This is a genomic window from Candidatus Neomarinimicrobiota bacterium, assembly GCA_012964825.1.
In the GTDB taxonomy this organism is placed as follows: Bacteria; Fidelibacterota; Marinisomatia; order Marinisomatales; family S15-B10; genus UBA2125.
This window is the reverse complement of the sequence record DTTI01000067.1, coordinates 1-6,991: the sequence shown is the minus strand read 5'-3', so window position 1 is coordinate 6,991 and position 6,991 is coordinate 1. Positions and strand designations below refer to the sequence as shown.

Here is a 6,991-nt window from a genome sequence, read left to right as displayed (position 1 = left end):
AACAAGTAAATGATATTTAGACACACCTATATCAGATTATTTCCCTCTGTGATCTATTGTCTGCTATCTTCAATTGATGGACAGACCTTTTCTGAATCCATACAGAAAGAGATTCAGGCAATAATGAATGGCCCACTTCCCACAATCGAAATTCAAGGGGAAACACAAGAGAGGAGAGGTAGCAGATTATTTGTGGATCAGGAAACATTCGGACAAACAGATGGAGGAGTTAGTGTTGATCTATTTACTTTAACAAATAACAATGGACATACAGTCAAGATCACCAACTATGGTGGCATTATAACGTCCCTGTTAGTGCCAGACAAGAATGGTAATCTTGAAGATATCGTACTGGGTTTTGATGACCTCCAAAGTTATCTGGACGGTCATCCATATTTCGGAGCCATCGTAGGAAGGTACGCCAACCGAATTGGTGGAGGGATATTTGAATTAGAAGGAGTGCTATATAGTCTGGCTGCCAATGACGGAAATAATCATCTCCATGGAGGGATAAAAGGATTTGATAAGGTGGTGTGGGATCCAGAGCCGTTCAAGGGAGAAAACGAGGTAGGAATTAAACTAAGTTATCTGAGTAAAGATATGGAGGAGGGGTACCCCGGGAATCTCAATGTCAAGGTGACCTACAGGTTAACAAATGAGAATCAACTGATGATCGATTATCTTGCCGAAACCGATAAGGCTTGTCCAGTGAATCTAACCCATCATGGGTATTTTAATTTGACAGGAGGGAAACAAAACATTCTGAACCATGAAATAATGATCAAAGCCAGTAGCTATGTTGTCATCGATAAAAACCTTATTCCCACGGGAGAAATTCGTGATCTAAGAGGAACTGAAATGGATTTCACACAGCCAAATACGGTGGGATCAAGAATTGACCAAATTAAAGGAGGATATGATCATTGTTATGTTATTGATGAGAAACCAGGACAGATGAGTCTTATTGCCAAAGTGCATGAGCAAACAAGCGGTAGGGTCATGGAAGTCTATTCTACTGAACCGGGTGTACAATTCTATTCTGGGAATTTTCTTGATGGAAGCATTATTGGCAAGCACGACATTGTTTATAATAAGTATTTTGGTTTCTGCTTAGAAACACAACATTTCCCAGATTCACCTAACCACAAAAATTTTCCAACTACTATGTTATATCCTGGAGAAAAATATATGCACTCTACAGTTTATCAATTCTCAATCCATTAAAGCACACCTGAGTCTCTAGTGCTTGACAAAACAATCCAATAATTATGCCGCGGGTCTTTTTGAAGCCGTTAATGTGTTGTCTGATTATTTTCGCGGGAATTTTTTCCTTATCCTGTGAAAACCCTACTCGACCAAAAAAGATCACGGTGGGTTTAATTCATAATGAAATAATAGGACAAATGACAGATGAAGAAAAGGCCGCTATTGAATTCCTAAAACAGAACGAAAAATTGAGTCTAAAAGCCTTTACTTTTGACCAATTGAGTGAAACAACTCAAATCTTGGATGAAATCGACGTTTTGTGGTTTCATAGAGTTGACACCTCGCGTGTGCCGGTTATTAATAAAGAACCTCACATCCTATCATCTGTGAAAAACTTCATCCGGGAAGGTGGGACTCTTCTACTGACTCAGGATGCCTTTACGTACATAGTGGATCTTGGTCTTGAGACCGAAAGACCGCAGGTACGATATGTAGAAGTGCGAGACAGTGGCTATGGACGTAAGATAGGGTTGCATGCCTTCAGACAGCACCCCATTTTTGATGGGTTTTTCGGGGGTGCCAATATATATAATCCGTATCAAGATGTTAAGTGTCGCCAACTCGGCTACTTTGATGATATTGTGCCTCAAAATGGAAAGGTGATAGCGGTCGATTGGTCTTATATACACTTAAGGGAAAACTCAAAACTGATGTTGGAATATGAATATGGTGGCGGGAAGGTTATAGCCGTTGGTGCCTATGTCTATCTGGCTGCACCAAACTATCATAAAGATCATCTGACCCTTTTTCTCGAAAATATTTTCAATTACCTCGCTGGGCAGAAAAGATTTAAGAATAAACACTACTGGGACTATCAACCCAATTTGATTCGTTCTTTCAAAAGAAATACACCTTCTGTTGAGATTCCGCCCGCTAAAGTGTGGGATAAGAGCCCAGGGTCTATTTCCCTTTATTCTCGAGATGCGTCCGAGAATTTCTGGGACGTTGCTGGACGTCGATTGGTTGTTATGGGAAAGGAAAAGGGGGGTATAGAAGAGGTTTGGGTGCATCCGTTCATGGCTCTGAGGGATTATAAGGTGGGAATTCAGTTCAACAGTGGTGACAGTATCCTATGGCTCAATGATCAGAACCCCGAGCTGGAAGTTCGCCCCGAATCTTTTTCAAGACAGTACAAGTTTAGAAGGGCATATTTAACAGAAATAGTCACAACTTCGATTACTAGACCCACTGGGGTCATTCATTATGAGTACCGCGGGGTTTATCCCGCAAAAATGATTGTCAGTTTTAAATCGAATATGCGTCTTATGTGGCCGTATTCCCAAGCGGTGACCAAGAATCTATTCTATGCTTGGGACCCGGGCTTGAACGCATTTGTCATTAAGGACAAGAATGAAGAGTCTGGTCTAATCCTGGGTTCCAACAGCCGTCCGTACAAACAAATCATAGGTCCTTTCAATGAGATAATCAAAGCAGACACTCTTCTGCGGGGAGTAGAGGGAGAAAACTTTCTTGTATCAGGGGCTCTTGAGTTCAACCTTGAGATGAATGACAACCTTGATATGATTATTACGGCATCCAATCAAGGGATGGTTGAGTTAGAGAAAGAATACAGAGCAGCCGTGATTGACCCTGAAGCGATGCTGATTGAAGCGAAGGAATCTACAAGCGGTTTTCTCGCAGAGCATACACAGGTCACAACGCCGGATTCCGTTGTTAACGAAGGTTACAAGTGGTCACTTATCGGTGCGAACCGGTTTTATGTTGATACACCGGGTGTGGGCAAATCATTAGTGGCTGGATATTCCACCACAGCCACTGGTTGGGATGGAGGCCATCAGGTGAACGGACGTCCCGGGTATGCCTGGTATTTTGGTAGGGACGCTCAATGGAGCGGATTCGCCCTTCTCAATTATGGTGATTTTGAAAAGGTAAAATCGATACTCACAATCTTCCAGGATTACCAAGATTTGAGCGGAAAGATTTTCCATGAACTTTCTACTTCAGGGGTAGTCCACTATGACGCAGCTGATGCGACGCCGCTTTATATAGTGCTGGCGGGACGATACCTGAAACATTCAGGAGACCTGAAGTTTCTTCGGGAGAGCTGGCCGTATGTAAAGAAAGCTGTTGATTTTTGTTTTTCGACAGATACAAACGGAGATCATCTGATTGAAAACACAAATGTTGGTCATGGTTGGATTGAGGGAGGAGGTTTATACGGATCACGTTCCACACTCTACCTTGCTTCGTGTTGGGCGGAGGCCCTAAAAGAAACTGCTTACATAGCATTGTCACTGGGCTATACCGAGGAGTCTGAAAAATATTTGAAGGAACATAAGATTGTAAGAAAAATCATTAATGAGGAATATTGGAATGAAAAAGACGAGTTCTTCTATTATGGGAAAAATAGCGATGGAAGTTTTAATCCGGAGCTGACAATTTTAGCGGCAATACCACTGTTGTTCGATCAGATAGATGAAGATAAAACATTCCCTGTTCTGGGACAATTTGGGCAGAACGGTTTCTCCTCAGATTGGGGAGTACGAATTGTAAGAAAAGAAAGTGACCTCTTCAATCCTAACGGCTATCATACTGGAAGTGTGTGGCCTCTTTTTACTGGATGGACGGCTCTCGCTGAATACAAGAATGGTAATTTCAAGCAGGGGTATTCCCATATCATGAACAACCTGCTGGTGTACCGACATTGGGCCAGGGGATTTGTTGAGGAGGTATTGAATGGTCTAGAGTACAAGCCGTCTGGGGTGTGTCCACATCAGTCCTGGTCGCAAACAATGGTATCACAACCTATCCTTGAGGGAATGCTCGGGCTAGAATCGAATGCTGTCGAGCATAAGGTTTCACTGTCGCCAAGTCTACCTGCTCACTGGGATTCTTTCAATGTCAATAATATCAAGATCGGAGATCATGACTTGGATTTTGAGATGAAAAGGATTGAGGGGACAACAACCTACCAATTTGCCCACAGCGGCAGACGGCGATTATTATTGTCGTTCGCACCCTTCTTGCCTCCAGGAACCGAGATCCATAACGTCAAACTAAACGGCGGAGAACTTAAACCTAAGATTGATTTTAATAGTCGTCATACTCAGCTAATAATTAATCTGGAATTGAGAAAATCTTCAATTCTTGAGATCGAGCATTCTGGTAGCATTGATGTAATTCCCTTGGTGCCAAATCCAAAACCGGGATATAAATCCAATGGATTCAGATTATTAAGCGCAGATTTCAGAGGGAAAGAATTTATAATTGAACTTCAAGGTCGAAGTGGGTCGAATGAAGTAATTGAACTCTATATCCCCGATAGAGAGATAGATCACATAGAAAATGCAATGATGATCGAGCGGAAAGATAACTCACATAGACTTGCTATAAGCTTTGCACTGACCAAAAAGAAGTACGTGAATAAAACTGTAAAGGTATTGCTCAAATGAAGTTTCGTGGGAAAGCAAAGGCTGCAGAGCGAATAAAGTGGTTTGCTACGGTTTGCCTTGCTTTGTCAATCTCTTCTGCTTACGGACAGTATTTATCGAACCTCAACGCTGACAAAGATGACGCTGTTTTTACTACGTATGCCGCCCCCCTGTCCCGGTCAGCATACAAAATTGATCAAGGTTATCATCTGGCGTGGTACCGCTCACAGGACCCGGTGTTGTTCAAAAGTGAAAAAGGTGGCAGTTTGGGCTTGGCATTCAGACTGAACGATGATTACCGGAATCGACTTTATCAGTTCTATAAAGAGCCGATCATAACCGCCACGTATAGTGACATGGTTAAGTTCTATTATTACCCCTTTCAGAATTTACGTGTTGATGTGTTCTTCACTGTTTATTCATCTTCTCTGACCATCATGCAAATTGAAATCATTAATGAAGGTAGTACTTCAATTAAATTGGAACTGTACCCTTATTATAGCCATGAAACAGGACGGATCGAGAAGCTTGGAATGGTTGATTCTCTAGCTTTCGGATTTGAATTTGTTAATAAGCGGGACGCGTGGATGGATGACCATGATATTCCTTTAATAGAAAACCTAAGAAGCATTTATCTCATTGATCAGAAGACTCATGGTAAAGGTGTTTATGAAAGTGAAAAATCATTCCTAAAAGGCATAAATGATTTAGCAGATACTGCAGATTTATCGGGAGGGAAGTTTTTCATTTTTTTGAAAGGTATATCTCTCAGCCCTGGGGAACAAAAATCAATAAGGATTGTGCGGGGAGTTAGCGATGTAAAAAAAAGCTATAATCAGCTTCGCTCTCAGTGCAGGCAGGCAATTGATTTCAATCTGGAGAATGTTTTGAGGGACAATGAAAAAACGTATTCAAGGATTCCCATTTTGAACTTTTCCAACAAAGATTACAAAAATCTCTACTGGAATGCATTTTCGTTAATAAGGCAGTGCATCATGCCCCCAGAAGGGGCCTGCAACTATAACTACTATGTTTTTTCCCGTGAGCCGAAATGGGGATGGGGCTATGGTGGACAGGTTTTCCATGAGAGTCTAGTCATGTTGGCTTATGCGCACATGGATCCGGAGAGCGCAATGGATTCGCAAAGGGTTTACATGGAAAGACAAGGGCCCAACGGATATATCAATTACCGAACAGGACCTTACCTCAATGAACAGATTGAGCACAACGGAGACTTCACTTCATCAGCTCCCTGGTACAATTATCAGAACTACGAGATCTTCAAGATCACTGGTGACAGAAAATTTTTGGAGCAGGCATACCTTTCAGGAAAAAAATTCTACAACTATTACAGTTCGAGACGGGATTCTAACAATAACGGTTTAAGTGAATGGGGTGCCCATGCTGAGTTGGAAAGTGTCAGGGATGGACGGGTGGCTGTATGGGACCGTATAGGTTGGCCATCCAATTTTGAAGGTCCTGACATAAATGCGATGATGGTTATGGAAGCAAAGTCTCTTACAAACATGGCACATGAACTGAGATTGACTGATGAAGAGCATCAATGGAAGTCAATTGCGGAAAGAAGAAGTAGATTGATTAACCACCATCTCTGGGATAAAAGAACAGGTTTTTACTACAACATCGATAAGAACGATCTAGACTTCTCGTTTAACAACAATAATGATTTGAAGGTCAAAGAGATCATCGGATTTCTGCCATTGTGGGCAGGCATCGCTACAAAGAAACAGGCTCATGATCTCATAAAGGTTATGACTGATCCCCATGAATTCTGGAGACCGTTCGGTGTTCCCACGTTGACTGCAAAAGATGAGTACTATAATCCAATAGGATATTGGAATGGACCCATATGGATCCAGTGGCAGTATCTTCTTTTCAGAGGCTTACTGGACTATGGGTATGTTGACGAAGCTGTTGAACTGGCGTCACGGGTAATGGATAATGTAATTCACCAATTGAAAGTGGATCACAATTTCTGGGAATTCTATAGTGCCGATGATTATCAGACGGGCTGGAATAAGACCTACATATGGACTGGAATTGTTGCAAGGATGTTTATTGATTTAGATCAGATTAATTAATCTGTAACACTAGTGTTGCGTTATGGGCCCCATGGATGGAAGTTCATCCGCTTCGGTCCAGACGGCCGACTTTATATACCGGTAGGAGCACCGTGTAATGTCTGTGATGAAGACAATGAGATTTATGCGTCAATTTCTGGGTTGAGATTGGGAAAGTGGTTGAGAAAGTTGATGTGGAAACATAATAGAGAAACTACCTCTCTGGAGGCAAACTAAGGAGAGATAGCGGTA

General features: G+C 42.0%; 3 protein-coding genes and 1 pseudogene. All 4 read left to right on the top strand.

Annotated features, from left to right (window positions below):
- Positions 1-123 precede the first annotated feature (123 nt).
- The 4 genes and pseudogenes from EYO21_06490 to EYO21_06475 all read left to right on the top strand — a co-directional run bounded on the left by EYO21_06490 (position 124) and on the right by EYO21_06475 (position 6,904).
- Complete coding sequence (locus EYO21_06490; GenBank protein HIB03454.1) at positions 124-1,224, top strand: galactose mutarotase; 1,101 nt, start codon at positions 124-126, stop codon at positions 1,222-1,224.
- A 44-nt stretch (positions 1,225-1,268) separates the two neighbouring features.
- Complete coding sequence (locus tag EYO21_06485) at positions 1,269-4,679, top strand: DUF4960 domain-containing protein (protein HIB03453.1); 3,411 nt, start codon at positions 1,269-1,271, stop codon at positions 4,677-4,679.
- The gene (locus EYO21_06480; protein HIB03452.1) at positions 4,676-6,760 is read left to right on the top strand and encodes a hypothetical protein; all 2,085 of its coding nucleotides are present in this window, start codon (positions 4,676-4,678) and stop codon (positions 6,758-6,760) included. Before EYO21_06485 ends, EYO21_06480 begins: the two co-directional genes overlap by 4 nt.
- Positions 6,761-6,784: 24 nt before the next feature.
- Positions 6,785-6,904, top strand: a pseudogene (locus tag EYO21_06475) (sorbosone dehydrogenase family protein).
- The last annotated feature ends 87 nt before the right edge of the window (positions 6,905-6,991 follow it).